22 protein-coding genes are annotated in these 25,501 nt (G+C 44.6%); 10 read left to right on the top strand and 12 right to left on the bottom strand.

Features of this window, described 5'->3' with window-relative positions:
* From AC4PME_RS12705 to AC4PME_RS12695, 3 genes are all read left to right on the top strand, one after another.
* Positions 1 to 326 (top strand): hypothetical protein (locus AC4PME_RS12705; protein ID WP_491046721.1); only part of this gene is annotated, 326 nt, incomplete at its 5' end.
* Between the two features lie 266 nt (positions 327 to 592).
* Positions 593 to 1,839, top strand: a protein-coding gene (locus AC4PME_RS12700; protein ID WP_491046722.1) for an IS3 family transposase whose coding sequence is annotated in 2 segments (ribosomal slippage) — positions 593 to 919 and positions 922 to 1,839 — 1,245 coding nt in all. Because the reading frame shifts where the segments join, the coding sequence is not laid out codon by codon here.
* Positions 1,840 to 1,931: 92 nt separating this feature from the next.
* Positions 1,932 to 2,546, top strand: coding sequence for a hypothetical protein (locus AC4PME_RS12695; protein ID WP_491046723.1), 615 nt, complete (start codon positions 1,932 to 1,934; stop codon positions 2,544 to 2,546).
* A gap of 1,017 nt (positions 2,547 to 3,563) precedes the next feature.
* On the opposite strand, the gene AC4PME_RS12690 is transcribed toward AC4PME_RS12695, so the two are convergent.
* Both AC4PME_RS12690 and AC4PME_RS12685 read right to left on the bottom strand, forming a co-directional pair.
* Positions 3,564 to 4,691: a ParB/RepB/Spo0J family partition protein gene (locus AC4PME_RS12690; RefSeq protein ID WP_491046724.1), complete on the bottom strand. Its 1,128-nt coding sequence runs from the start codon at positions 4,689 to 4,691 to the stop codon at positions 3,564 to 3,566.
* On the bottom strand, positions 4,688 to 5,587 hold the full coding sequence (locus AC4PME_RS12685; protein ID WP_491046725.1) for a ParA family protein: 900 nt from the start codon (positions 5,585 to 5,587) through the stop codon (positions 4,688 to 4,690). Before AC4PME_RS12685 ends, AC4PME_RS12690 begins: the two co-directional genes overlap by 4 nt.
* 805 nt (positions 5,588 to 6,392) lie before the next feature.
* Here AC4PME_RS12685 and AC4PME_RS12680 point away from each other — a divergent pair.
* Both AC4PME_RS12680 and AC4PME_RS12675 read left to right on the top strand, forming a co-directional pair.
* On the top strand, positions 6,393 to 7,862 hold the full coding sequence (locus tag AC4PME_RS12680) for a hypothetical protein (protein WP_491046726.1): 1,470 nt from the start codon (positions 6,393 to 6,395) through the stop codon (positions 7,860 to 7,862).
* Between the two features lie 385 nt (positions 7,863 to 8,247).
* Entirely contained in the window at positions 8,248 to 9,120 is an 873-nt protein-coding gene (locus AC4PME_RS12675; protein ID WP_491046727.1) for a hypothetical protein, read from the top strand.
* Positions 9,121 to 9,750: 630 nt separating this feature from the next.
* On the opposite strand, the gene AC4PME_RS12670 is transcribed toward AC4PME_RS12675, so the two are convergent.
* From AC4PME_RS12670 to AC4PME_RS12655, 4 genes are all read right to left on the bottom strand, one after another.
* On the bottom strand, positions 9,751 to 10,617 hold the full coding sequence (locus AC4PME_RS12670; protein ID WP_491046728.1) for a hypothetical protein: 867 nt from the start codon (positions 10,615 to 10,617) through the stop codon (positions 9,751 to 9,753).
* A 10-nt stretch (positions 10,618 to 10,627) separates the two neighbouring features.
* Positions 10,628 to 11,107, bottom strand: a complete 480-nt coding sequence (locus AC4PME_RS12665; RefSeq protein ID WP_491046729.1) for a hypothetical protein — start codon at positions 11,105 to 11,107, stop codon at positions 10,628 to 10,630.
* A gap of 15 nt (positions 11,108 to 11,122) precedes the next feature.
* A complete protein-coding gene (locus AC4PME_RS12660) occupies positions 11,123 to 11,953 on the bottom strand; it encodes an LEM-3-like GIY-YIG domain-containing protein (protein ID WP_491046730.1) in 831 nt (276 codons plus the stop codon).
* Between the two features lie 362 nt (positions 11,954 to 12,315).
* Positions 12,316 to 13,416 carry an MBL fold metallo-hydrolase gene (locus AC4PME_RS12655; protein ID WP_491046731.1) on the bottom strand — a complete coding sequence of 367 codons (1,101 nt, stop codon included), beginning with the start codon at positions 13,414 to 13,416 and terminating at the stop codon, positions 12,316 to 12,318.
* A 120-nt stretch (positions 13,417 to 13,536) separates the two neighbouring features.
* Here AC4PME_RS12655 and AC4PME_RS12650 point away from each other — a divergent pair, with 120 nt between their 5' ends.
* The 3 genes from AC4PME_RS12650 (at position 13,537) to AC4PME_RS12640 (ending at position 16,681) form a co-directional block, all read left to right on the top strand.
* Positions 13,537 to 14,436 (top strand): hypothetical protein, encoded by a 900-nt coding sequence (locus AC4PME_RS12650; protein ID WP_491046732.1) that lies wholly within the window; start codon positions 13,537 to 13,539, stop codon positions 14,434 to 14,436.
* A 620-nt stretch (positions 14,437 to 15,056) separates the two neighbouring features.
* Entirely contained in the window at positions 15,057 to 15,371 is a 315-nt protein-coding gene (locus AC4PME_RS12645) for a helix-turn-helix transcriptional regulator (RefSeq protein WP_491046733.1), read from the top strand.
* Entirely contained in the window at positions 15,371 to 16,681 is a 1,311-nt protein-coding gene (locus tag AC4PME_RS12640) for a type II toxin-antitoxin system HipA family toxin (RefSeq protein WP_491046734.1), read from the top strand. The genes AC4PME_RS12645 and AC4PME_RS12640 overlap by 1 nt, the downstream gene beginning before the upstream one ends.
* 140 nt (positions 16,682 to 16,821) lie before the next feature.
* Here AC4PME_RS12640 and AC4PME_RS12635 read toward each other — a convergent pair whose 3' ends face one another.
* Positions 16,822 to 17,538 (bottom strand): HNH endonuclease, encoded by a 717-nt coding sequence (locus tag AC4PME_RS12635; RefSeq protein WP_491046735.1) that lies wholly within the window; start codon positions 17,536 to 17,538, stop codon positions 16,822 to 16,824.
* A gap of 294 nt (positions 17,539 to 17,832) precedes the next feature.
* Here AC4PME_RS12635 and AC4PME_RS12630 point away from each other — a divergent pair, with 294 nt between their 5' ends.
* Both AC4PME_RS12630 and AC4PME_RS12625 read left to right on the top strand, forming a co-directional pair.
* Entirely contained in the window at positions 17,833 to 18,807 is a 975-nt protein-coding gene (locus tag AC4PME_RS12630) for a DNA replication terminus site-binding protein (protein ID WP_491529627.1), read from the top strand.
* 114 nt (positions 18,808 to 18,921) lie between these two features.
* A complete protein-coding gene (locus AC4PME_RS12625; protein ID WP_491046737.1) occupies positions 18,922 to 19,539 on the top strand; it encodes a hypothetical protein in 618 nt (205 codons plus the stop codon).
* Positions 19,540 to 20,146: 607 nt separating this feature from the next.
* Here AC4PME_RS12625 and AC4PME_RS12620 read toward each other — a convergent pair.
* The 5 genes from AC4PME_RS12620 to AC4PME_RS12600 all read right to left on the bottom strand — a co-directional run.
* Positions 20,147 to 21,124 (bottom strand): isopenicillin N synthase family dioxygenase, encoded by a 978-nt coding sequence (locus AC4PME_RS12620; protein ID WP_491046738.1) that lies wholly within the window; start codon positions 21,122 to 21,124, stop codon positions 20,147 to 20,149.
* 147 nt (positions 21,125 to 21,271) lie between these two features.
* A complete protein-coding gene (locus AC4PME_RS12615) occupies positions 21,272 to 21,910 on the bottom strand; it encodes a glutathione S-transferase family protein (RefSeq protein ID WP_267996089.1) in 639 nt (212 codons plus the stop codon).
* 11 nt (positions 21,911 to 21,921) lie between these two features.
* Complete coding sequence (locus tag AC4PME_RS12610) at positions 21,922 to 23,679, bottom strand: PDR/VanB family oxidoreductase (protein WP_491046739.1); 1,758 nt, start codon at positions 23,677 to 23,679, stop codon at positions 21,922 to 21,924.
* A 27-nt stretch (positions 23,680 to 23,706) separates the two neighbouring features.
* Positions 23,707 to 24,552 carry a hypothetical protein gene (locus AC4PME_RS12605; protein ID WP_491046740.1) on the bottom strand — a complete coding sequence of 282 codons (846 nt, stop codon included), beginning with the start codon at positions 24,550 to 24,552 and terminating at the stop codon, positions 23,707 to 23,709.
* Positions 24,553 to 24,560: 8 nt separating this feature from the next.
* A partial coding sequence (locus tag AC4PME_RS12600; RefSeq protein ID WP_491046741.1) for a TIM barrel protein occupies positions 24,561 to 25,501 on the bottom strand: 941 nt, incomplete at its 5' end.

Genomic DNA, 25,501 nt, shown 5'->3' with positions numbered 1-25,501 from the left:
GCGATTACCATATTTCGCACTACCCTATTGGGCGCAACGGGGCGATTACCATATTCCACACTGCCCTATTGGGCGCAACGGGGCGATTACCATATTTCGCACTACCCTATTGGGCGCAACGGGGCGATTACCATATTTCGCACTGCCCTATTGGGCGCAACGGGGCGATTACCATATTCCGCACTATCCTATTGGGCGCAATGAGACCATTTTCGAGTCGAACTCATGAAAATCGTGTGCTATATGAACACTTTCCTTCAGCCACATATGCTTTATTTACCGATAATTACACCTTTATTTTTTTTGAAACCAAACCGCATACTTAACGTGATGTATTATAGGTTTTTGAAGTAAAAGTACCGCCGGAAACATAAAAAAAATAGCTTCTATCCTCGATCTGTAATAGCACACTAAACCCGAGCACCGTTTTAACGGGCATCATGTCACCGTAATACTGACGAAAATTGATCACTGGCTGACATGCAGGTATACGCTTTGAAAGGAAAAGGGACACTGTCAAAACGTGTATAAGGCTCGCTTCCTAGGGCGACTGTAGTGGCATAGTGAATTTGGCCACCTGATTAGAGCTGCTATGATTAGCAGCATAACAAAATTAGGTGGCAATATGGCAAAGAAGAAAGGCCCAAATTTCAGTCCTGAGTTCAGACTCGAAACTGCGCAACTGGTTCTCGCCCAGGGGTACACGAACAAAGAAGAGGCTGACGCGATGGGCGTTGGTTACTCAACATTGGGTAAGTGGGTGCGGCAGCTTCGTGAAGAACGTGATGGAAAATCGCCTCAGGCCACGCCAATGACGCCGGAACAACGAGAAATCCGCGAGCTGAAGAAACAAGTTGAACGCCTTGAATTAGAAAAAGAAATATTAAAAAAGGCTTCTGTTGCTGCACAGCGCCTCATGCAGATGTCGGACTCCATGAAACACTCTCGTTAATCGAGAAACTGAGTCAGAGCAATAAGCACCGATATTCGGTAAATAATCTGTGTGCGGTACTGGATGTCCACCGCAGCACGTTTAAATACTGGCAACAGCGCGATAAGTGGCCATCACCGGAAGCTATCCGGCTACGCAGCCTTATACGCGAAGCGTACCGACTGAGTGGTGGTTCTGCCGGAGCGAGAACCATATCAGACATCATTACGAACGATGAGTCTCACGATGTTACGCTAAGCCGTTACCGGGCTGGCAAGGTCATGAAAGCGCTCAGCTTGTTCAGTTGTCAGTTACCGAAACACGCTTACAAGAAAGCCACGCAGGAGCACGTTGCTATCCCGAATTTGCTCGATAGACAGTTCGCTGTTACTTCACCGAATCAGGTTTGGTGCGGCGATGTGAGCTTTATCTGGACTGGTAATCGCTGGGCTTATCTGGCTGTGGTTATCGACCTGTTTGCCCGCAAGCCAATAGGCTGGGCAATGAGCCATTCACCGGACAGTAATCTGACTTGCCAGGCTCTGACAATGGCATTCGAGTATCGGGGAAAGCCTAAGAACGTGATGTTTCATAGCGACCAGGGATGTCACTACACGAGCCGCAAATTCCGTCAGCTAATCTGGCGGTATCGCTTAACGCAAAGCATGAGTCGCAGGGGGAATTGTTGGGATAACAGCCCTATGGAACGCTTCTTCAGAAGTCTTAAAACCGAATGGGTGCCAACAACTGGCTACCATAGTTTTACTGAAGCAAAACAAAAAATTGGTGATTATATTCATGGCTATTACAGCCGACTGAGACCGCATTCATACAACGGTGGTTTAACACCGAATGAGTCGGAGAAGCGTTACTGGAATAGCTACAACGATGTGGCCCAAATTACTTGACTACTACATGCTGGTGATTTGTAGACATCAAAAGGAACGCACTTGCGTACGATAAGCGATTTTTCATCAATTCAAATCGGAGTCGTTTAATTATGAGAGAGAAAAAATGGATTTATAATGGTAGATATATTGGACTCTATCAAGAATTATCGCTAGATGATGATAGCGAGATCAACAAGATGGATGTAGTGCTATGTATTCATGATGGATATCGCTTTAATTTTGAATATTTATCAGAAAACAGCAAAGTTCAATCTCATTTCTCAACAAGTATTTCATCCTTAGATATGGACAATTTAGCAGTTGCTTGGTGCAAAAAGCGACACCTCAGCGTGAACAAATACACGCTTAACGAGCTACTTGAACAAAGTGAAGATGCAACTGATGATGTCGGCCTAAAAAAGCTGGTTATTGAGAGAGAGGAGCAGGAAGAATTGGAGTATGACAATATTTTCGAGGTTGTTGCTTCAGACACAAGCACCGCAAAAGCAATGAAAGAACGCAGTAATGAGTTCATAAAACTACGCGAAGCTGGACAAGCTCTAGCTAAACAAGCCGCTTACATCACTAAAATTAATTCACAAGAGGAGCATATTACCGCGCTGGCATTGTTAGAAATCTTACTAGATGACTATGACAATAATTTGCTACTCATTGATGCTTTAAGTGCATCAATTGCTCGGTTTGAACAGTCCTGGCCATTATGATAGCTAAACCCTCCCCCGTTTGCTGAGTAATATCGATTCTCGTATGTTGTCGTTGTCGATAGACGCGAAACCTGAGTCTCTGTATTACTCGGAACATGTTAAGCCTCTAAAACAGAATGATTTAAACATTCACGACAAATTCAGGTCATCTTCTTTGATTTTTAAATCGTCACGTTGTTCAATACAGCGGGTGACTAATATTCTACCAAAACTCGTGGTGTCTAAGGTGTAAATACTCTAGTGATTAAGATAAAAAATCAGTGAATGCAAAAGTAAATAAGTATCAATATGTCAGTGGTCTGGTCAAGAGTAGTTTACCGATCTGTGATTTGTGGATATTGCAGAAAAAGTTTTACTTTATTTTTCAAAAAGTTAAGAGTCATAAAGCGAAGTTCCGTCCTCACAATACAACGAAAAAACACTATTAACTATTAGTGTTGGAATCAACATTTAAGCTTCGTAGAGCAAATAGCTATCTAAAGCGCCTTATCAAGGCTGGCTAAAATTTCAGATTTTTTCTAGTTACTCAATTTAACTCATTAGCGTTAACTTTTTCTAGATGTTAGGAGAGATACTTTATTACGAATTTCGTCTGTCCATTAAAGGATTGATGTTTAACATCATTGCTGTGAAAACTAGGGTGCTGAAAGGCTGAAAGATATCTGGCTAGGTGTCTGAGTTCTCTGGGTCGAAACTGATCTTATTTGAAATCTACGATTCTCAACTTATTTATTATGAGTAATCAAACTCGCCTGCGCCCCAACTAAAAGAGCTTCAGCGGTTCAAACGCTCTCAATTTCACTTGTATTCGCTTTGAGAAGTTTCAACACAAGACCGTTGACTCAGCAAGCTTCTATTGAGCTTTTATTTTAATAGAATGATTGGAGAAAATTTGGATTAATCGTCAAATTACTGAAACTTTGACATACTTATTTTTAAAATTAAAAAACGCCAGAGACACCGCTAGACTTGGGCTCTGGCATTTTCTATTAGCTTAGGTTCACGTGAACCTAAATGCTATTTGGAAAGCGATGTAAGCAGCACTTTAAGTACGTTTTCCACGTCATTGACGTCGTCAAAATTCACATTATCCCAGTCTATGCCAAGTTCCAGTTTCGTCACATCCTCTGTGAGCAGCCTCTGAATGGCAGACGTTTGGTTAACTTTGACCTTCGGCATAGTAATGTATTTTTTCGCCCTGCCCTGCTTTTTCGGCGCTTGTTCAGGCAAATACTTTATAAACTTACCCGCCTCTTTAAGAGACGACAGGTAACGTTCTGCTTCCTGGTTTTCTTCCGCTTTTTTTATCTCTTCATAAAGCGCAACGATACTGGTAACCACCTTGTTCTCGAGCAGCGGCAACACGATGTTAATATGCTCGTAGAGCTTGTCATAACGGTAGAACGAGGTCCGACTGATCCCAAGGTAAGACGTTACCACTGATATTCGGTCTTCCTGCATTTGCACCGCTTCAAGAGACTCTAATTCCTGAACCGCTTTGGCATAACTCTGCAATGCATCAGGCGGTGTTAAGTCAGACCGTGAAAAGTTCTCGATGTGGCGAAGGACATTGAGATTCTTAGGCTTCTCAGCATAGATCTTCACTTTAACCTTGATGAGCCCACCGTACAGGTACCGGATAGCATAGAAACGTCTGTGACCGGCCACAATCCCATAGTCGGACATGTTCTTGCGCCAAACCGAAATCGGATGAACCAGCTCACTGTGTTTCAGTGTTTCGGCTAATCCCTTTATCTCTTCGATTTCATTATTCACGGCGTCATACCGCAGGTTATCTTTGGCCAGGCGGTTTTCTAACACCCCTTTTTCACAGACAACGCAGTTCTGCAGTGCCGCAATCGATTCCTCGTCGGCTTTCTTCGCAAACGTGACTGGCAGATACCGTGGATTATCGGCCTGGGGCTGAATGTAATCCATCAGCACCCTATCCAGTTCAGATGGCGTTTTGAAAAGCGGATCGTCATGCACTTCACTTTCTTTGGATTTATCGCGCTCTTTCAGCTCATCCAACATCTGTTGAGACTTTTTAGACACGCCCTCACCTGACTCAAACTGACTGATGAGATCTTCCTGTGATGTGGATTTTCCAACAGTTCGGCGTCTTGGCTTCTTCGTGGTGGTCATGCGTCACTCCCCCATAAACTGTTTTCAATGAGCTCGTAGAGCTTCTGCATCTCTTTCTGAGCAAGATGGTTATGCACGTAGTTAAAATGGGTCTCATCAACTGATGGACGCTCCATGACGCGATAACAATTGCGTTGCTGCAGCCAGAAACGACTCATGTGCTTACCTGTAGGACCGTTTTTGTCATACAGCTTGGCCAGTGCCACTTCGTCTTTCTGTGTCAGGCGAGATTTGCTGGGTACCTTATTCGGGACCACCCCGACAACCTTAAGCGGGTTCCCTTGCCGTTCCTCATTGATACGGTCAATGCGGTTTAACAGCATAGGGACACCATCAATAGAGTCGTATTCCGGTTCAGTAGGAATTATCACATGTGTTGCGGCGCCCAACATGCCGGCACTAACCGGTGATTTACTTGGCGGGTTGTCCACAATGACGATGTCGTAATCATCAGCCAGGTCCGGGATAGAAAACCAGTCCCGCATGTGAGAGGTAATTTTGGAGACCAATCTGTCTGATTCCGGCGTCAGGGCCAGCACCCGGTCAACATTGCCTTCTGACGGCAACACTTTGATATTGTCAAAGGCCGTAGGGTATTCATAAACCGGTGAATCGAACAGAATGTCAGTTGACGTATTTCGTCCGCTCCATTCCGGATCGGCTATCTCATCAATCTCAGGATGCAACGGCGCTGCATATTCATCGTCACCGGGGATAGCATCCATTTTCAGAAAGGCCTTGGAGGAGTCCTGTTGCGAATCGTAATCCAGCACCAGAACACGGCGCTTTTTCCCTTTACCATTAGGTCCGCCTGTTGCCAGCAAATACGCGATTGTCGAAGCAAGGAACGTTTTTCCTACGCCACCTTTTCTGTGGTAGCTGGAAAGTACTCGCATTCCATTATACAGCTCACCTGTTTTCATAATTCTGACCTTGTTGTAGCACACAAAATCAGTCTGACATGCTAAAGATCCAATGTCTCGGATCGAATCTTTAAAATCTTCAAATACAGGCTCAACATGGGTTATTTTTTAAAATTAAAAATTGCCTCAGAGCCTATGGATTACGGGGCATGTAGAGAAAAATTATCACTCAGGTTCACGTGAACCTGATTAAGTCAGATTCTTGTATATAAATCTTCAAGAGGAGCGAAAGTATGTCCATTGGCTATCTGCAAAAAGAGGATTCTACAAACTGACACTTTCGATTGAATACATGAGATCTACTGGATCCAATCTTTAAACTGGCCACTAAGCCGATATTTTCACGGTATTATTTAAAAAATAAGAATTGGCCTACAGGCTACGAATTTTGTACCATTCAGTGCAATGAAGCGACTCAGGTTCACGTGAACCAAAATGTCCGATGCGCGTTCCTTTAAATCTGTTCTCTTAATAATTACACGCGGTATTGGGATTACCGGATAAAATTTAATTGGTGGGCATAACCAATCAGCGTCCTAATTCTAAACGTCATTTATGATTAGATTATGGCTCATATCAGGGTATTTTAAAAAAATTAACAAGAAGTCTGCATGACACGTCCTTCATGGGTTCCAGAGATTTTTTCGTTGTCAGGTTCAAGTGAACCTGTTTGCTTAATCAGACTGCAATCTTTAAGGTGGACTTGGGGAACAGAGTCAGATAACCTCAGGATCGAATCTGCGAAATAACTATAATCTATAAAATCGGTGGACCAGTCGTGAGAGAGCTTTTTGACCTATCAGAGAAATACGGATTTACTGCTCCGTTGGTAAGTGCTCCTGACAATCTCGATCTCAAAGTATACCTTCGATTATGTGGAGCCTTATCCATCTCGCCAACTACTGTCGCCGTTGTGTCGGATATATTCATCGCTCTGCAGGATATTGATGAGCGCATTGCCAGTTTTGATTTCCTGGCTGATCGAATTGACCGCAAGGTCTCCAATATTCGTCACCATCTGGTTTTGCTGGAAAAGACTAGTCTCGTAACGAGCGAATTCATTACAACCGATCCCATCCGTCGACGCAGAGGAAAATTATATTCCCTGGCCATCCCGAAAGGCCAGGATATCGCTACCACAAAATCCGATCCCACCGCCAATGACGTCAACAACTTTCAGATGGTAGCTTCCAGTTCTGTCGAAACGATTAACATTGACCGGTACGATGATAAAACCCGTTTCCTCGAACTGCAAATAGTCCGTTATCTAGTAAAAGCTATGCGGACGAACCGGAAAGACAAAGCCGGTACCATTCGGGTTAAACTAAAAGAAGAGGGCAGGGCAAAGCCGATATCTATAACAGCACGGGCAGAGGAGGGACGACTCATTTACCTACCTGATATGAGTTACTACGCTGGCGCCATTACATGGCTTATCAATCATATCTCGGAGCGTATTGAAGAAGCGGACACCATCGGCGAAACATTTACCCTCCCACTTGAACCACTTATCTCTATGGCCAAAGATGTTCCCTTATCGGACTCATCAGCAGGGGGCTACACTGCTAATGCTATTCAATCGATGCAACGTATCTCTGCCACAACGTTCGATATGCGAGATTTCTATGGCCAGAGCCACGATTCCATCAAAGACATCGATATGTTTTACAAGCTATTTAGGCTTGAAGCGCTGGTCACTTATGAAGATGAACGCCAAATGGAAAAGAAAGCGGCAGTCATTCAGTTTCCGCGTTCTACCGTGAAAAACATCATCGCTGCGGTAAGGTCCAAGCGAACACTGGACGATATGCTGCTCATTGACAGTGATGTATTTGCCACAAAGAATGAAATCGAGATCCTATTTGGCTTATGGGCGCGGGAACACCTCATCAGTGGCCGACAGGCACAGCAAATTTATACGTGGAATGCGCTCAGGGAGTCAGTTGCACCATCGTCCAGCTTGAGTGAGTTTAAACGCAAATTTTCCAACATGGTGTTAGCTAACGCCGATCCGGAATACAAAGCTAAAATCCATGACGCCATTAGAGACAAGATTGTTCATGTTGTAGAGACCTGTCATCTATCCGAACCGCGTAAAGGCGAACTGGTGGTTGAATATGGCAGGGCAACGGTTCAAGGCTACCTCATTAACATCGGATTTTCGCAAGAGCAGGGCGCGTCAGTTATCGCCTTCAGACGCGATATGTCAGCACTGCACATATTGAATCATCTTAACGGGAATCGGTGATCGGCGATTTGATGAGTTCTTTTTGCTGGATCGAATCTATAAGCGCCTAAATTCAATAACTAAGCGCTGGATCGAATCTATAAAAAGATCCCAATTAGATCCCGATTCGGCTTGATCTCTAATATCTTTCATATAAAGATTACATCTGTTAAAGACATCAAACAAAAACAATACGATCTTTAACAAGCTCAGCGAAGAGCAATAAGACTTATGGGAAGATAAGAAGCGCTAAAAAAATAAACCCGCGTTGTGCTGGAACACAATGCGGGCCGTAGGATGTAACTATTCGAAGCAGTTACACATCCAATTTTAGCTGATTGATCGATCAGGTCAACAGTTACGCGTTTTTTATCGACAAATTTTCGATATTTGTTGGTAAAGAAAAATGAAAAACAGAGACACCTCCAGTGATGTCGTATTCATGGCCACCGGCCAGTTCGAACACTTGACAGACACGGAATGCTATGTGTTCAGTCACATTGCGTTCTTTGCCTGCCAGCAAAGTCCTTACAACCGGACCTTCAAACAGACGACCCGGGCAATCTGTAATAAAGTCGGGTATTCTCCAAATGCCGTCAGAAGTGCTATCCGTTCTCTGATAGATAAGAGGTTTCTCAAGAAGGTCGAAAGAACCATTGTATCCAGAGAAGACCGCTTTACCTTTTATGATGATATTGCGCATCACCTGACCATTGGTGAACACGAGTATGCGAAACGATTTGCAAAGTCATTGCAACGCGCTGTTGTTGAAACAAAATCTAAGTATAAAGGGGTAGGGGGCAGAGATATCACGTTCTTCCCGGTAAATGTCGGCCGACTACACCAAGAAACCGATGCTGACGCTGTAAGTGGTAATCAGTCTAAACATGTCCACAAAGCGCTCATTCTACATGCCTATCTCTACCACAACCATAAATGGAATATTGAAAAGGGTCGCAGAAAACTCAGCCGCAGCGTGACTTTTTTATCAGGGATGCTGCAGTGGTCGCAAAATACTATCCGCCGGATCCTCAACTCTCTGAAGTCGTTTTCCGCGCTCGAGTTTATCTACGAAGATGCCGCGGTCTCCGTGACATCCATGAACCCCATACTTCGCCTAAAATCCATGGCAGGTAAATTGACAGCAACACTGAAACAAAAGTTTTCCGGTAAACCCAAGAAAGCACCGGTGCTACAGGAAAGAACAGCCAAGTCCAACCCGCGACTGACCCCCGCTGAAGCTGCAGCATACCTCAGGGAATACCAGCGACGCACCTGAAAACACAGCTTTAAAGTTACACGGCTTTATGCCGTGGCTTTCGCGTGCTTGACATAAAGTTCCAGCCCCATTTTCACAGTTTTAGCGCGGTATTCGGTCACGGATCCTTCTTTATGCATCAAATTCGTTGTCTTAACAACTTTTTACCCCAACTCTCTATGAACAATCCGCATTTGCATCAATTACACTGCTCCATTGATGCACACCTACTGGTGCCATACGTGAGGACCGTACGCCGTACATGCCCAGAACGAGCATTTCATGCTTCAGTTTTGTCACTCGTGATCACATTAGAAGTTCTCTTAGAGGCAACAAACAGGTAGCAGATAAGGCTAAAGACAATCTCTCAGAACTATCAATATTTAAAAAGCAAGATAGTGTGCGTTCATAGTGCCCATAACTGCAGCACATGTTACTCGATACCCATGTTAGCTAGTGGTAGCCGACAGGAACTGAGCTCACTGGCATTAACTAAAAAGGTAGAATTAGTGATGCCTTCATGACTGACACCATTGGGATCTTGCCCTAAGTCAAACGATGCATAGACAGTCTGACCGACAGTAAAACGTTATTTAACGATATGCTGAATGAAATTTACAAAATATTGAAAGTAGAAAAAGGATAAAGCAGTCAGAATATTGCGCTGTTTTTCATCTCGGCTAAGAGCTCTGCAGGGTTTACCTGATCATCACTGACACGGCTTTCGACAAAGTGAGTGAGCAGTGAAACGCGTTGTTTATCGTTCTGATGTCGTAAAAAAAGGCCTTTTAGGGTATTTAGCGGTAAAATATTTCCGATTGTCTCAATAATGTCCGATGACTCATTATCGAAAACGTGATTAGCGACGATTCGTCGCCATCCCGGAAAGTAACTGATAAAAAACACCTCAACATCCACGGAAATCGTCATCGGCAACACCCATGATTCAGACCGAAATTGTATCAACAGCTCTGTTGCGAGAAACACTTCTAGCGGTGCAGCCTTAAAAACATCTGACAGCTTATTTCGGTATAGACTAGGCAGGATAAACATCTCAGTCTCAGTCTCACCCTCAGGCTTTCCTTCTTTAATTTCGTATGTACAGTGACTGAAGATATCCAGTAAGAATCTTTCAGCCTCATCCAACAGCTGCAGAGTCACTAACGATGCCCAGTTTCCCATGCGTGCATAATGATAAAAGCTATTTAAACGCGGGTAGTCGTCTTTGTGTGAGTACCAGTAGCTCTCTGGTAGCTGCCTTACCACAGCTTGCCTCGCATACGCCGCATCTACCCACCTGACGGCGTCATCAGACAAAGGGCTTTGCTGGTGGATTTTCATGATAACCCAGGGCGTTAAGGCAAATTCAGGGAATCTGTTCATAAGCTCTCGGGCCTGGCTTTCATCACCTCCGGTGTATTCGACCAGCCCCATTGCCACGAATCCATCTTCGCCAAGAACCAGGCCTTTAGAGTCGATCCTGCCGGCGTCATAGTTGCCATTCTGCCAGCCAGACAAATAGTATCCCTCAAAGCAGTAACCACACATGGCTATTCTCCATATAAGGGTGTGATTCATGGTGCTGAATGTAATAGGCCAGCATGTAGACGTTGTCATGATGGTAGTGAAGCCAATCGACAGGATAGAAATCACCTTCGCGACGAATGTAGGCATCAAACTCCGTTTCTTTCCCTAACAGTCTGGATGCCGCGCGGCCAAAGGCACGCCATTCAAGCTGAATCTGAATGAATTCTTCAGCCAATATCCCCTCCAGCCTTTCACCGATATTGACCATATCAAACTCATTAAGGTCGAACTCTTCGCTGCACATCAGTTGCTCTTTGTTTAAGAAAAGCGTGTAGGTACGCTCTTCTTCTGAGCCAGAAGGGAAGGTCAGCAGCAGTAAATCAGGTACCTCATCAATCTGCTTTTGTACCAGCTCGGAAGGGGGGCTGAGTAAGGGCCGTACTTTTTCACTTTCTGATCTCGTTAATCTTCTTGGTCGCATTCTGACTTTCTCTGCTTATTCGATATGCTTGACGGGATTTTCCGGCCATTTTAAAAGTTCGCCATCTTTTTTTATCCGGAACCTGCGATAGGGAAATTCAGAGTTCTTTGCAAGCTGTCCGACGAACTCTTTTTTTATCAAAGCTTTTTCTGACAACACTGCTTTTCCTTTTATTTTTTCTAGAATTGCATCATCATATCTTGATGAAAATACTTCGCCAAAAGGTAACCACATCACTACGCGATAAGCTTCAAGGATCGCATCGCCCACGCACGCAATAGCAATTGTGGGTTTATCCATCGCCGCTTTATGCTTTCCAATTTTCCAATACCCGCGAGTGGCTTCATAAAGCTCGTAGGGTTTGAGATTAGGTCGATAATTATCCTTTATATGCAGAAGTGTAATGCGTATACCTTGCGTCCTGGCAAAGCTCTGCAGTTCCTCCCATTCCACATATTTTGTGCCGAATCTGATGTCTAATTCTGACCATGACATTCGAGAATTTACTGAATCATTGCCTTTCTTCATATTCGTGAGATTGTCTTTACCAAAGGCATCAATTAACGCTGCCTCTACTGTGAAGGCTTCTTTAGGGTCACGAAGGTGATGCCTGATGATATGAATGAGTTCTTCTGGTTTCTTACCCGAATCTATCATCCGTTGAATATAGACTTCCTTCTCGCTAACGGGCTCTCTTTTCCCCAAAAAACTGAAATGTTCAGTGGGTCTCATATTGGTCCTATTATCAAATTTGGGGCCCGCCATGCCCACGTAAAAAATTTTATCATTCTGGTAGGGGTCGACGAGCGCATATACATATGAGCCAAGCTGATCTAGTTGAACCATGGGATTCTCCAAGTCTGGTATTCGAAGATACAAAGCAAAACAGCGCTTACCCAGTTCATTTATATGAACTAGAGTAAGAATCTTCGAATAACTATGAATTTGTAGTTGATGCTTTAAGAAGCAATTAAACTTCGATAAGACGAACAGTAAGGCAGCCAATATCCTTGGTGCCACAACAAGTTCATAACCGAAATGGGGCGGATTTAATGCTGGTTTGTTCACAGCAGAATATGAGCATAGCGCAGATTAATAGTAAAAACAGAAGTATTTTGTCCGGCTATAAAAAAGTTACAGGATGATTTTCTATCTAATTCAATAAGTTGCAGAGCCCCTAATTTTTGGCACTATTTGCCAGTCTTTTTTTAATGTAGATCTTTCAATAAGAATGGCTTTCTGATGGGCGGGAGCAGTAATTTCACATCATTTTTTGATTCTGATGCCTGTTTTTTCAGGAACTGCAGCGTCTCTTCCACGTTATCTGCTGTTTCATTGGTCAGCCTGAGTTCGTCTGATAACGCATAGTTGAAACTGTCCCAGTGAATGGGAATAACGACGTTCGCCCCCAGCTCTTCCACATTTTTACGCCATAAAATCTCGGCATAACTGGCACTGTCAAAGGGCGCAGGATTCTCAGGTCGTTTTTCAACCCAAGAGCTCAATACGCCAATGCCGAGAAATACGATATTTGGCTTCACAAAGTCGGGATATTGGTCCGGGTAGCCGGCACTGGGAACCACAAGGATCCTGATATCCCCACGCTCGAGGTAAAAACTGTATACCGGCCCATGATCGGCATAGTATTTACCATAGGTTGCCATCCTGTCGAGAAGGTGCTGCAGGCCCTGTAAGGCCCAAGGTTTTGTTCCGTGTTCACCTGGCACCGCCCAGACCTTGAATCCGGCTGTTTCAATGGGGTCGTCAGAAAAGGTCAGGCGTTCGAAATCCGGCCATAACCTATCGAGTTTCTTATCAGACGACGGACAATTTTTGATGACTTTATTATCGTCTTTACAGGCGTTCTCGGTATCACCAAGCTCCGAGCAAATGGTTTGGGCCGTTGTGCAGGAGCCATAAACAGTGGCGTCTTTATAGGCCGGTGCATCGAGCGCATGGTCATAATGCGAATGACTGACGAACAGTGAGTCAATTTCCCCGAAAGTCAGCCCGGCTTTTGCCAGCTCGCTTTCTACCTTGACGGGATCGGTCTTCATCCCCTCCGGTAAAAACGCCATACGAAAGAACCCAGGCCGGGAAACAAAGCCATCTATCATGACGCCGTCATCATACCCCTCTTTGCCAAACCCGAAGTACAAGGTGCTGGTACCGAGAAATAGGGCATACACCTGACCGGTCAGATCCCCGTTGTAGGTCTTAACTTCCTCTTCGCTGTGGTATTGCGCGCAACCTGATAGCGTCAGGAGTCCAAGGGCGGTAATAAGTGAGCGAAAGTGGTAGTGAGCCATGGTTATCCTTAACGCGGCGTGATGGAAATTTGATCGATATGGCTAGTATGTCCAGAAAGTAGCGCGATGTGAAGACCACGGTATGGTGATGATATGACTCATTAACCTGGACATCGCTATATGTTGTCGAAACCGGTACTGCCAACGCGAGATCCCGATGACGATCGCTACACGCCATGTCAGTCAGAACGTACACAGCCTCAAGCCCGTCAGCGGGTTTTACGCTACCTGCGTATTCTGGCGGCCATGCTGTCTAAGCGCGACGACGTGACAATCCGCCTGATCTCGGCAGGGAAACAAATTGCTGTGACAAATGGGAATGTCATTTGGATCCGCAATGGCGATTTCACCGACCCGACTTATCTGGCACTGGTAAAAGGGCTTATCGACCATGAAGCCGGCCATATCCGTCATTCTGATTTTGCTTATCTGACATCGCTGAAACTCACACCGCTTCAACAGGGTTTGTTTAATCCGATTGAAGATGTGCGGATGGAAAGAAAGGTAAAAGCCGAATATCCCGGCGCGAGAGTCAACCTGCAGAAGATGTGCGAGGTGCTGGTGGCTAAAGGCGGGGCAGATAATCACCTTCAGGCGTTCCCAACCTGCTTTCAGGGCTTCGTGATGCTCTATTGTCGTGTTCACGTGAATCAGGATACCTGTATGGAGCCTGCCATGAATAAGACGCGTTGTGCGTTAGTTCAGATGCAAGGCGAGGAGTGGGTGTTAGGCGTTGAGACCATCCTAGAGCAAGTGCATCAGGTCGTTGAAATGGCCGACGTTATGCCGGTGGTTGAGCAGTTAACACACTGTCTCGACACCCGGGACCGTGATGAAAAGCATGACAGATACACCGAAGACAGCACAACCCAAAACCAGAAAACCTATCCGGCGGGCAACGTCAGACATCGTCTCTGGCTGGTGGCCGTCAGTTTCAGAAAACAACTCAGGAGATGGAAAATGAAGACCATTTGCAGAAAGCTGGCGAAGATCTATCGTCGCAACCGTCGACTTCGTTAACGCATCGGAAGGGGGGGCGCCTCTGGCTGTCTCCACTGACTTGCATGAGCTGGCACGGGATCTGATGGAATCTATGGCTGGTGAAGCCGAAAGCCAAGAACCGTAAGGCTGGGTGTTCCAGATCACGCTAAAAAGCGTGAAATTTGTCTAAGAAATGAGCGTGAAATAGATAGCTCCTGGTTAATAATTAAATAGATGGACGACAACAAGGACTGTTATGCGTCGATTTGCTCTTTGTAGTGGCTCAGTTAGTTTGGCCTGTCGTTTACATAAAAACATGGCTAGATCGTTACACCCCGAACGTTTGCTATTTTGTCTTTAGCTGACGCTCCCACTCAGTCCACCTGACGTCCGCAATTCGTTCATTTGAGCCTTAAGCAACCCATGCAGAGAATTCTATGCTTACCTCCTCTTATCGCCTTTATCTGTTATGGATAGTGCATCATATAGACTTTATAAAGTTCCAAAATGGTTACAATAATAGGTAAAAGGGCACTTAATGTAGCCAAATGTGGACTTTAAATGATGGCTTGACAGTGTTGCTTTAAAGTCCTAAATTAAGGACGTTAAGCGAAAAATAAAACATAGTGTAACCAAAATTGGACCTTATATTGAAAAGCGTGGCAGCTACAGCATTAGCAGAAGAAATCGGCGACAGATTGAAGCAAGCTCGACTAAATCGAGACCTGACACAAACTGAAGTTGCGGAGCTTGCTGGTATTGCTCGCAAAACGGTTTTAAATGCAGAAAAAGGAAAAGTTCAGCTCGATATCATGATTGCTATACTAATGGCATTAGACCTCACGCAGCAGATTGATCTATTTCTCCCTAAACAAGAAATTTCTCCCTTACAGCTGGCCAAACTGCAAGGAAAGAAAAGGCAGAGAGCCTCTGGCCAGCGCAGTAACAAAGATGAGGAAACACCAGAATGGTAATGGAAGTCATTACGTTAACATACCAAGATGATACTATTGGTGCAGTGAGTTTTGACACAGAAAAGGGAATTGGGTCATTTGAATATGAGCCAGGCTTCATAAAAAAAGGTATCGAGCTGTCTCCGATCAAAATGCCATTATCGAATCGCATTTATAGCTTTCCCGAACTGGATTTCAATACCTTTAGAGGACTACCAGGTTTAATAGCTGACTCCTTACCTGATGATTTTGGTAACGCAGTTCTCAACGCATGGGTTGCTGGTCAAGGTCGTTCACCGAGTGACATAACCCCACTGCAACGTCTCCAATATACGGGAAAGCGAGGCATGGGAGCTCTAGAGTATGCGCCAGCTACAAAGTTACGAAGTTTAAATGCTTCACAACCAGTAGAAATCCAATCGCTCGTTTCAATTGCACAAGAAATCTTAGATTCAAGAGGTAATTTTGAAGTAGAACTTAAACAAAATGGCCAAGACGATAGAGAGGCAATGATGTCTTTATTATCTGTTGGCATGAGTGCGGGAGGAGCACGACCGAAAGCCGTATTAGCATTTAATGAAGATTTTACTCAAGTTCGCTCTGGCCAAGCCAAAGTGCCAAGTGGTTTTGCTCATTATTTGATGAAATTTGACGGCGTTAGTGAACACAACAAAAATCAGGAAACCTTTGGTGATCCATTAGGCTATGGAGCAATGGAATTTGTCTATCATTTAATGGCTAACAAATGCGGTGTCGATATGATGCCATGCCGCTTACTCCACGAAGGTAAGCGACGCCACTTTATTACACAACGGTTTGATAGAACTAAAAACATCAAGGTACACGTACAAACACTAAACGGGCTTGCCCACGTTGATTATAAAAAGCCGGGGACATTTTCTTACGCAGAATTATTTGGTGTTGCCAGACAGTTAAAGCTTTCTGCTGTTGAAGCTGAGCAGTTATTCAAGCGCATGACGTTCAATATCATTGCTCGAAATCATGACGACCACTCAAAGAACTTTGCCTTTATTCTTAAAAAAGACAAATGGTCTCTCGCACCAGCTTATGATTTAGCTTATAGCTATAAACCAGGCAGTAAATGGGTAAACAGCCATTGGATGAGCTTGAATGGTAAAAGAGATAAATTTACACGAAGTGATTTCTATAGTTTAAAGAAACTTAGCCCTATTTTTTACAAGAAAAAGATCGACGATATAATTGATGCAACGATTGAGCACGTATCAACTTGGCGTCAGCTTGCTGAGGAATGGGATGTACCAAAAACACTGATAGACGAGATACAGGAAAACTTGCGGCTCGATATTTAGGATGCTAAGAGTTTGATACTCACTTCCGCTATTAGTTCAGAGCTGATATTAAATTCTGAATCAAAATATCAGCTTAATGTTAGAAATCGAAAGTGAGAGCAACTTGGGATCGAGTTCTGCATCTATCAACAGAAGAACTGTTAAGCAGAAGTTTTGAAGATAACTTCTCTATGATGCCTAAGGAACTTTTCGTGATTTGGGTGTAAATCAATTCTCATATCGTCACGAATGCCAGCCAACTGACGATCTTCCTTTTTCAATTCACTTGATATGAGAATTTTACCCAGTTTATCAAAGCTAATGAGTCCCGAATCGAAAGCTCTGTCCAGATTAGCAATTAAAAGCAACCCATTGTACGGGTTCAACCTGTCTTCGATAGATTTTGTCCATGGAATGATATGACTGGCAACTAGTAGGTCTTTGGTCTCGCAGCCTGTTACAGCACATTTCGTCCACATATTAAGAAGCATTTTTCTGAATTTTGCCTGTCCCTTTCTTATCTTTATAAGTGCTTCTTTCTCCGTATCACTAAGAGAGCTTTCCCCGGAAATAATCTCAATTTCACGAGTGATATCTCTTTCTTCTGCTTCGTTATTGTCAATGATGAGATCGATTTGACGTGCCAGGCTCTGACTATTAGATGAAGGGAACTCTGTGCTGGAGGCGTAAACTGAATGACCATTCTCAAAAGCACTGTCCCAGGAGAACTGTTTCAGCGTTCTGTCGTTTACCTTATCACCAATCGAGAAAGTATGTTCATATTCACTGGTGCCGTCGTGCCTCACTACACGAACCGCATTATTGAGTTCAAAAAATGTGTACACAAACTCTTTTCTCTCGTAACGATGCTTTCTCATAGGAGCCCCCATTTGTTCAATCCATTTTACTTTAGCACGTGGCATTCTGTAAAAATGCGATAGAAGACAGGTTTAATAATGCAATTACCTACCACCTTCACATGAGGTATACGATATTGGCGTCCCTCATCCACCCCCGGAGGTGCCCCTCCTGTTCAACTAACGCGAGCCTGGGGCGGTCAGTCAGGGACGAGCTCGCAAGTATCGTGTTCATTTGGCGGGTGACGAGTGGGTATTTTTTGTGTTATATGTAGAAGGTGGTAGGTAAAGATAGTTATATTGATAGAGGGTGTTATGGCCAATGACAGGGTACACTTTACCCAGCTGCTGGCACAACTGGAAGATGCATTTGATGTGCTCACCGACACGATGGTGCTGGCACCGGTCGGTTATTATGCCCAGCTCCCTGCTATCTACGAAGACGACGTGGAGCGGTATCGTCGTGGTGAGCTCACGCTTCAGATTGGTCACTTTACCGGTGAGGAGGCGGTGAGGGCAGGGGTAAGCGCCCTTCGTCGTTACCAGCGCCATGAGCATGATGTCTCCGGTAAATACTCCGGCAAATACCCGGGCGTGCTGTTTTTAGAGAATCCTGACGACGTCATGGAGACCATTGCCGTCATTAACCAGCTCAAAGATGTCATCGCCGCCTGTGTGCAGGACCGACGCCTGATGCGCCGGGGCAACAAGCTGGTGGCGGTCCACCAGCGCAATCATCTTCAAAAGCACGAGTTTCTACACGCACACGGCGAAGGCTACATTGCCTATCAACTCTACCGGCAGATTGATGTTATCAATGCCGGTGCTGACGATGAGATGTCCCGCCTGCGTTCGGTGAATTTTCACTGGATAAGCAAAAACGCGGATAAATACCTCGATGTGGAGACCGCGGTGCCTTTCATCATGGCCGCGCCACCGAATAAGCTCCCGCTTAGCGATAAGGTGCGCCTGCGGGATATCCTGCACGAACGGGTGAACACCCATCGCTTCTGTGTGCGTAAAACCCGCAACGATACCGTCAACGCCTCGCTGTATTTTGGTACCAACGGCACCAGCCGCCCGGTGACCACGTCGATTAATGCCTCACAGCCCATTTTGCTGACCAATTATGGCCGGCCAGAGAAAGTCACCATACATCCTCTTAAGCCGCACGATCCTGCCCGGCGCCGTGATAACCGCACCGGTTCACAGTGGGAATGCCTGGATGAAGAACTGTCCCTTTACTGCAGGCCAATGACTGAGGCTGAAAGCAGCAGAAATGCGATTTAAAATCACAGAAATCCTGTGAGTGAAAACTGAGAAATATTCGTAAGTATTACTTGTTGGTTATACGCAATCTATTAACATGATGCTTATTCATGCACGGAAGAAAACAGAATAATTATGAAGCCAATTCAATATATTCCCTATTTGGGAACCTTCTCATTAGGTTTAGCGAGCGTTTATCTGGCCTTTTTCTGGAGTGAGTTTGGAATCGATATCTTTCAGTTTTTGAGTGTTTCTGACTATATCGGTCAGGCTTTAAGCCCTCTCATGGTCGCCTTAACAACTTTAGCTCTGGGATTCTTAATTTTTAATATTTTTATCTTGCCGATATTCAGTTTAAAAATCTTTGCTGAACCTACTGACGAGGAATGTACAGACGATAAAGGTAATCTAGCACCTGCCAGAAGATTAGGTAACGTTCTGGTCACTTCAGTACTAAGCGGATACGGTATGTATTATCTAATCACGGGCAAGACTATACTAATGCATGGTTTAGGGTTTGTTTTTATTCTTTTTGCGCTTATGGAACAATGGACACGTAAAAATTTCAAGAAGATAGACTTACGCTTATTAAAGATAGCCATCCCTACTATCATTTTAATAGGACTTTTACCCTTTGTCGCAAAAATGAACGCTGACTCTCTGAAAAACTCCAGCATGCAGGTAAAACTCAACGCGAAAACGAGAGAAAATACTGTGTTAGTCGGTAGGGCCGGGAACTATTTCTTCTTTTAGAACAAGATAGACGAAAGCACAGAAATTTTGAGTGAATCAGAAGTCAAATCATTAATAACTTTCAAAAAGAGAAAACTTCATTCATTGGCGCCTTTAGTAGGGACGAATGAATCATACGTTCCCTTTGCTGATTGATAATCAATGGATTTGCTGTGTTGCTGTAAAGCCTTACACTCTCCCAGGCTAAAGCTACACAGCATAAAAACGATGCGTTTGAAGTTCGTCATCCTCGTTTTAATCCAAATCCGGTTACGGCCTATTTTCAAGCGAACAGTAAGGCTTTGATTGAAATGTGGCACCCACGACTATGGATATATGGGCATAACCATTGGGGAGCAGAACCCCTAATAGGCCAAACTCAATTAGTTAGTAATCAATTAGGGTATCCAAGTGAAGCAGGTATGGTACCTGTGTTTCGGAGTGACTGGATGATTGAAATCGATTAGCAGAGTTTAAGGCAAATAATCATTTAGAGCTAAAATTCAACAACCATCTGTTTTTTAAAGATAATTTTTCATTAACACAATGGATGTAATCCCAATTGCTTTAGACTGGAGGACCGTCCTCAAACATGAGGACGGTAATGTTTCGGACAGTTTGGCAATGTTTACTTTACGCCAAATGTTTTATTGAACATCTCAGCGATATGACCGCCTACTGTGATAGGTTCGGGGTACTCTTCGTCGGGCTTGCGCAAAGTTGGAACCACTGAAGCCTCATAATAGTAGTCAAGGTCAAAGAATGTCGGGAAAGAGTAACGTGGAGTTTCCTTCGATGCGTTGAGAACGCGGTGCATTGTAGAGTGATACAACCCGTTAGTAAGCACTGGCACCATATCACCTAGATTCACTACGAAGGTATTTTCTATAAAAGGGGCTTTCAGCCATTCTCCATCTGCATTTCGAACTTCTAACCCTCCGACTGCATCCTGGAGTAGTAATGTAATAAGACCCCAATCCGTATGCGCACCTGCACCTAATTGGTTTACCTGAGCGTCTTTCGGCTGACTGGGATAGTAGAGCATACGAGAAATGATCATCGGCTCCTTCAGACCCTCGTCAAAAAAGTCCTCTGGCAACCCCAACGAGAGTGCTAATAAGCGCACAAGCTTACGACCTAAAAGCTCCAAATGGTGCATATAATCCTCAGCCTGTTGCCGGAAGTGTGGATTGCCTTCAGGCCATTGATTGGGACCATGGTACGGTGTTTTATTCTGAACATAAGGATGAGACTCTGTTAGGTCCCGACCAAATAAAAACCCCTCCTTCAAATCAGAAGGAGATCCTTCATCCAGAGTTTGAGCAGTAATAGGTTCGTACCCACGCAGGCAGACAGAGTTCTTGGAACTGATCTTCATTTTTTCGTCCATAGGGGACGCAAAATATTCCTTGGCTAAATCGAAATATGCCTTTTGCAATTCAACTGGAACACCATGATTCTTTATATAAAAGAAGCCAGTTTGACGTGCTGCCTTATGTATTTCCCACGCAACAGCTTTTCTCTTTTCGATATCGTGTGAAAAGCTTTCTGCGAGGTCGATAACAGGAATATCTTTTGCCACAGATGGCGGGGTGTAGATAACCATTTACATGTCTCCTACTAGGATTTACATATTTTAATTTATTAATTAATTTCTATTTATAGCCTTTTTAGTTATTGGATACTGACGCCTTTGCCAGAATCCTATATGGCTACAAGTTGATAAATATTAATATCTTGGCGCAGGGAATATTTAGATATTGCTTACAGGGAATATTCCCGACATTGCTATAAAACCGGGAATACGCTTCACACTATCTAGCCAGAGTCTCACTGAGGGATAGTCTTGAAGTGAAATGCCCGCTTCGTCAGCCATAGCTATATATGGAAAGCAGGCAATATCGGCGATTGTCGGGTGCTCCATGGGGCAGAGAAAATCAAAGCCTTGCTGACGATTCACCCACAAATGTTTGTCCATTACCTCTAACAGAACATAAGCACGGTTCCGACACTCCTCGACATCAAAGTCGTACATAAAAAGCTCATGTAGCCTTGCAGCAGAAATAGACGCCGTAATTCCGTCAGAAAAAGCCAGCCAGATTTGAATATCTGAAAGAGCATCTGGACTATCTAGCGGATACCATTTCCTCCCCAAATCAAACTTAGTCGCTAGATAGACCAAAATGGCTTGGGATTCACGAATAACTTTGTCTCCGTTTTGCAAAACGGGAAGTTGGCCAAGTGGATTAATGCGTAGAAAATCAGCACTCTTATGTTCGCGTTCTGGATAAAACTCAACAATCTCGGTATCATAAGAAACACCAAGCATTGATAGAAGTAGGCGAGCTTTAAAACAGTTTCCAGAAAGCTCATAGTCGTAAAGTTTAAGCATAAGCACCTCTTTTAAATATCCAGAACTAGCTTTGCTGATTTACAACTAGATACGCATGGCATTATTAATTTCCCATCGTTCTTTTCCTTGGAAGAGAGATAAACATCTTCATGTTGTAAGTCGCCGCTAATTACTTTAGTCATGCATGCACCACATACGCCCTGTTCACAGGAGTAATCGATTTCAACCCCAGCTTCTAAGCATGCTTGAAGAAGGTTTCTACCAGGTTCAACAGTGAATTCTTGTCCAGTGGATTGAATAGTCACTTGATAGCCCCCTTCACTAAGGGCGCGTGATGTTGCGTGATCAGTTAATCCGAAATACTCGTAATACACTTGATCTGCGGAAAAACCGGACTTGATTGCCGTTGTGGAGACAAGTTCGATCATCGTCTGAGGGCCACAGACGTAAATATCATGTGACTCCGGATTTAATCCTTGTAGAAGCTCAGTGATTGCACTCTGAGTCTCCTCTATACCTAAGCCAACATAGGTAGAGCAGTTATTTCCAAGCGCCGAAATACGATCTTTAAAGGCAATGTGCTCATTACCTCTCACAAAGTAATGTAAGTGGTAGTTACGGTCTCTTTGCTCTTGGAAAAGAGCCATTGCGAGCAGAGGTGTCACACCAATACCACCGGCAATGAGGACAGCCTTACGCTCAGATGGTTGTAATTGAAATTGATTGCGAGGAAGAGTTATTGACACTTTAGAGCCAACTCGAACATCACTGTGCATGCTACGCGAGCCGCCTCGTGACTTAGCCTCAAGTTTAACACCTATGATCAGGACATCTCGTTCCTCGGGTGTATTAACGATTGAGTATTGCCGCAAGTGACCGGATGGCGTTGTCAAACCGACATGCATGCCTGGTTCCAAAGTTAATACTTGCTCTTCTTCCGGCTTAAGCCAGAAAGAATCAATATCAGGCGTCTCAGTATTTCGGGCGATGACAGTACATATAATCTGCTTTCGAGCACTGTCTACTTCAGGATTGCCCTGGTTTACATGTGTACTACTATCAGTAGCGATAACATTTTTTGAATCAGAAATGCTGGTACTACGCTCCGTTTGAGCGAACAGCTCAGTCAGCACGTGCATGAACATAACTTTACGTTGAAGATCCACAGGAGTATCCGTGTATAAACGGGCGTGAATCACCACTTTTTGTTCAGATTCTGGCTGGACAAAAATACGTAAAGTTTCCGCCAATCCCGTACATGTAAGGTCGATAGTTAGGCCGTCGCCCACAAACTGAATCTCTTCTGGGCGATTGCCTAAAACAGGGGCAAAGCTAGAAGCTCCCTTCTTGATTGTATCGATCGCAGTCTGGGCATCTACAGCAATCACCTGGCTTCGCAGGTTGCTGGAATTAAGAGAGTCAACGAGAGATAGCTGCTTTGGAGCATCGGTCCCGTTCGTTGTATCCAGTTTTACAAATATCAGGCCTTCTAACTCTGTGCATAGATAAGTCTTTACACAGGCATTACTGGGCTGTGCAGTTTTATGCGCTGGTACAAATGAGCAATGTCCCGTACCAGACTGATATTTCCATCCGTGGTACTGGCATTGCAATTGGTCTCCGACATTTTCGCCTAGTGTTAGTCGAACACCACGGTGCGGGCAGCGGTTTTCCCAAACATTCACATCTCCTGTATAGTCACGCCATACTGCGAGTTCTTGACCATTAAGACGTGATTGGTACACGTGTCTAAACGGTATATCTTCGGAGTTGGCAATGACATGCCACTCCTGATTTAACGAATCCATAACAAATCACCTAGTAATAAAATAAGCTCAGTGAGCGGTGCCAAACGTCACATTTCTTTCTTTAATCCAGCGACGATAGGCGCTCGACAAGGCATCAGCCCGCACAGGGGTTTCAAGCTTTGGATCAAGGGGTAATCCTTTGGGAACTTGGTTCAGCAAAATCATGATGTCCTGGCCAAAAATTCTCTGTTGGAAGTCCTTTAACTGCTTGTCGGTGTTAATGTCATCGAGGTAGCACATGATCGCGTGGGCAACGCATGTTTCTTCATCTAGGGGCTGGACGAACAGACCCAAAACATCAAGGCGATCATCTTCAATCACACACGTCTTATATAAGATAGAGATGAAAGGGCGGGCGACTCGGTAGACGTAATGCATGTCCACCGGTTCAGTAGCAGCCGCCGACCCTTTCGGTTGGGGAAATCTGCAATTAATAGCCAGCACTTCATCTCGGTCTTCATCGATTTCAATGTCATATGCAGCCACTTCAGTTAGTGGTTCTGCGCCGAGAATATCTGTGTGTACAAACGGGAAATGCGCCATATCAAGGAAGTTTTCAACGACACGTAACCCAGAGGTTCCCACCCGAATTGATCCTGCACTGATCACCCTGCGATCAGGTTCATCAAATTCGGGGATGGCTACTACATCTCGTGGGTTATTTGAAAGAGACACCCATAAAAGTCCATAAATCACCTGGGTTTTTAGCGGTAGGCCTGTAGAGGAAACCTCTGCCCGCAACCCATCCTCGGTGAGCGTATATTCAATGCTGACAGCCAAAACTCGGGAAAAGTATTTCTTACCAAGTGAGGTATCAGCTAGTGCGCCGACGGGGTGCCAGTCGTCAAAAATAAAACTGTTCTCATTTAACATATTGGGGCCTATACATTGTTTGGCACCGCTACAACGGCGCCTGCCCGGTATTGGGAGACAAATTCAGAAGCTGACATGGTGTTTCGTGCCTGATGAACAGCAGCACGTTCAGCATAGATTTCACGGACATACTGAGCGTAAGCGCAGCTATCAGCGAACATGTTGTACTTCCACCCTAATCCGTAAGCATTCAGGTTGATGTTGTCGATGGTCATTAATGAGAGGTTGGTATCATCGCTTTGTAGGTACGCATCGATGACCTTTCTCGTAATTTCTTTGGTACATGCCAGCTTGTGGGCATGCCACATTTCTGTGTGCCATTCGCCTTTGGCAGGGCGCCGGAATGGGTATTGAATGGAACGTCCTGGGCGATCTATCCCTTTTGCATCCCATGGGCCAGTTTCAAACCCCCACCAGTTAAGTGGGCCGTTTGGTGCTGCGGGACGCATCTGCGCCCAGTGAACTAGATTGCGATTGAGCCATTCATCTGCGTAACTATCGTCATTGAACGGATCAAGTTTGGCAATTGCCTCATTGTCACCACGCATCTGAGAAACTGCATGCTCAACTGCATTTTCAATTTTGAAAATGCAGTGGCTGTAGTCCATGGCCACGTTGAACCTGACTCCTCTCGCCTCAACCAGATCAGCAACCTGCGCAACTCGACGATAGTCTTCAGACCACATGTCCACATGGTTCTCGAAGGTGATGATGACACCGGCTTTTTCGGCGTACTCGAAGGCGTCTAGATAGCTCTCAGCAACTTCTTCATTGGTCACGTAGTGACCGTCCTTGTGCTTAGCCCAGACCATAAAATTATGGTATTTACCGCCGACCTCAGCGGTAAGATTTATATTCTGCTTAATAAGGTCTTCATCTAAACCTAACGTGTAGGGGGTTCTAGGGATTTTCCCCTCTAAAAAGACATAATCCTCTGTAGACCACACCA

The sequence above is a fragment of the Alteromonas sp. genome, from assembly GCF_984505615.1.
The sequence above is the reverse complement of the archived record's forward strand: the minus strand, read 5'-3'. Positions and strand labels throughout refer to the sequence as shown.

What these genes read in the sequence shown, in the direction of transcription:
- AC4PME_RS12695 (WP_491046723.1), top strand. Translation starts at nt 1,932, where the DNA reads ATGAGAGAGAAAAAATGGATTTATAATGGTAGATATATTGGACTCTAT.
- AC4PME_RS12690 (WP_491046724.1), bottom strand. Translation starts at nt 4,691, where the DNA reads ATGACCACCACGAAGAAGCCAAGACGCCGAACTGTTGGAAAATCCACA.
- AC4PME_RS12685 (WP_491046725.1), bottom strand. Translation starts at nt 5,587, where the DNA reads ATGCGAGTACTTTCCAGCTACCACAGAAAAGGTGGCGTAGGAAAAACG.
- AC4PME_RS12675 (WP_491046727.1), top strand. Translation starts at nt 8,248, where the DNA reads ATGAAAAACAGAGACACCTCCAGTGATGTCGTATTCATGGCCACCGGC.
- AC4PME_RS12665 (WP_491046729.1), bottom strand. Translation starts at nt 11,107, where the DNA reads ATGCGACCAAGAAGATTAACGAGATCAGAAAGTGAAAAAGTACGGCCC.
- AC4PME_RS12660 (WP_491046730.1), bottom strand. Translation starts at nt 11,953, where the DNA reads ATGGTTCAACTAGATCAGCTTGGCTCATATGTATATGCGCTCGTCGAC.
- AC4PME_RS12655 (WP_491046731.1), bottom strand. Translation starts at nt 13,416, where the DNA reads ATGGCTCACTACCACTTTCGCTCACTTATTACCGCCCTTGGACTCCTG.
- AC4PME_RS12650 (WP_491046732.1), top strand. Translation starts at nt 13,537, where the DNA reads ATGTTGTCGAAACCGGTACTGCCAACGCGAGATCCCGATGACGATCGC.
- AC4PME_RS12640 (WP_491046734.1), top strand. Translation starts at nt 15,371, where the DNA reads ATGGAAGTCATTACGTTAACATACCAAGATGATACTATTGGTGCAGTG.
- AC4PME_RS12635 (WP_491046735.1), bottom strand. Translation starts at nt 17,538, where the DNA reads ATGAGAAAGCATCGTTACGAGAGAAAAGAGTTTGTGTACACATTTTTT.
- AC4PME_RS12630 (WP_491529627.1), top strand. Translation starts at nt 17,833, where the DNA reads ATGGCCAATGACAGGGTACACTTTACCCAGCTGCTGGCACAACTGGAA.
- AC4PME_RS12625 (WP_491046737.1), top strand. Translation starts at nt 18,922, where the DNA reads ATGAAGCCAATTCAATATATTCCCTATTTGGGAACCTTCTCATTAGGT.
- AC4PME_RS12620 (WP_491046738.1), bottom strand. Translation starts at nt 21,124, where the DNA reads ATGGTTATCTACACCCCGCCATCTGTGGCAAAAGATATTCCTGTTATC.
- AC4PME_RS12615 (WP_267996089.1), bottom strand. Translation starts at nt 21,910, where the DNA reads ATGCTTAAACTTTACGACTATGAGCTTTCTGGAAACTGTTTTAAAGCT.
- AC4PME_RS12610 (WP_491046739.1), bottom strand. Translation starts at nt 23,679, where the DNA reads ATGGATTCGTTAAATCAGGAGTGGCATGTCATTGCCAACTCCGAAGAT.
- AC4PME_RS12605 (WP_491046740.1), bottom strand. Translation starts at nt 24,552, where the DNA reads ATGTTAAATGAGAACAGTTTTATTTTTGACGACTGGCACCCCGTCGGC.